At 68.4% G+C, this 1,454-nt stretch carries 2 protein-coding genes; one reads left to right on the top strand and one right to left on the bottom strand.

Annotated features, from left to right (window positions below; all coding sequences use genetic code 11):
• A partial coding sequence (locus tag HKK72_RS39235) for an iron-siderophore ABC transporter substrate-binding protein (RefSeq protein WP_187239426.1) occupies positions 1-948 on the top strand: 948 nt, incomplete at its 5' end.
• Positions 949-1,095: 147 nt separating this feature from the next.
• Here the strand turns inward: HKK72_RS39235 and HKK72_RS39230 are convergent.
• Positions 1,096-1,454: ATP-binding cassette domain-containing protein (locus tag HKK72_RS39230; RefSeq protein ID WP_187239425.1), on the bottom strand; the 359-nt coding region annotated here is incomplete at its 5' end.

The following is a 1,454-nucleotide window of genomic DNA, read 5'->3' as shown; positions in this document are numbered from 1 at the left end:
TCCTCGCCCCCCGCGTCCGGGAACACGGCGTTCCCCGTCACCATCCAGCACAAGTACGGCAGCACCACGATCAGCAAAGAGCCCAAGCGGATCGTCACGGTGGGGCTGACCGACCAGGACGCCCTCCTGGCCCTCGGGGTCGTGCCGGTCGGCACCACCGAGTTCGACGGCGGATATCCCGGCGCCATCGGCCCCTGGGCTCAGGGCAGGCTCGGCGGCGCCGCCCTGCCGCAGGTGCTCAAGGACACCGGCAGCGGCCCGCCGGTCGAGAAGATCGCCGCCCTCAGGCCCGACCTCATCCTGAGCCTGTACGCCGGGACCACCAAGGGCACCTACGAGACCCTCTCGAAGATCGCGCCGACCGTGGCACAGCCGAAGGAGTACGCCGACTACGGCATTTCCTGGCAGGAGCTGACCAAGAAGACGGGTCTGGCCGTCGGCAAGGGAGGGCAGGCCGACAAGGTCGTCGCCGACCTCGAGACCCGCCTCGCCAAGGAGCGCCAGGACCACCCCGAGTTCAAGGGCAGGACCGGGCTGCTCGCCACGCCCTATGACGGGCATTTCGTCTACGGCCCCCAGGACCCCCGGTCGCGCGTACTGACCTCACTCGGCTTCACCATGCCCGCCGACCTCGAGAAGATCGTCGGGCAGAAGTTCGGCGCCAACATCAGCCGGGAGCGCGTCGACCTGCTCGACACCGACGCCATCGTCTGGATCGTGCCCGACGTCAACGCGGACCGGTCGAAACTGCACGCCGACCGGCTGTACGGCGCCCTCGACGTGGCCAAGGACGAGGGGGAGGTGTACCTCGACGAGAAGTCGGCCTACGGCCACGCGGTCTCGTTCGCCTCGGTGCTCAGCATCCCGTACGTCATCGACCGACTGGTCCCCCAGCTGTCCAAGGCCGTCGACGGCAACGCCACCACCAAGGTCACCCCAGCCACCTGACCCCGCCACCACCAGCCCCCGCGAGACCCGCTGACGCGGCGAACAACTGCATGATCACGGCTATAACGCGGCGATCATGCAGTTGTTCGCGATTGATTCGCGGCTCGCCGACGTTTCTCTGCGTCCGCCTATAGATCCTGTGTCCGGCTAGGCCCGTTCTAGGTAGGTGCGAAGGTGTCGGGCGGTGAGCGAGTCGGCGTTGGCTACGAGGTCGGCGGGCGTGCCGGTGAACACCACCTCGCCGCCGTCGTGACCACCGCCGGGGCCGAGGTCGATGAGCCAGTCGGCATGGGCCATCACCGCCTGGTGGTGCTCGATGACGATGACCGTGTTGCCGTCGTCGACCAACCGGTCCAGCAGGGCCAGGAGCTGGTCCACGTCCGCGAGGTGCAGGCCGTTGGTCGGCTCGTCGAGCACGTAGGTCATGGCCTTGTCCGCCATGCGGATGGCCAGCTTGAGCCGCTGCCGCTCACCCCCGGACAGGGTGGTGAGCGGCTGACCCAGCC

Source organism: Actinomadura sp. HBU206391 (assembly GCF_014323665.1).
Lineage (GTDB): Bacteria > Actinomycetota > Actinomycetes > Streptosporangiales > Streptosporangiaceae > Actinomadura_C.
Note: the sequence above shows the minus strand (reverse complement) of the source record. Positions and strands in the feature narration are given on the sequence as shown.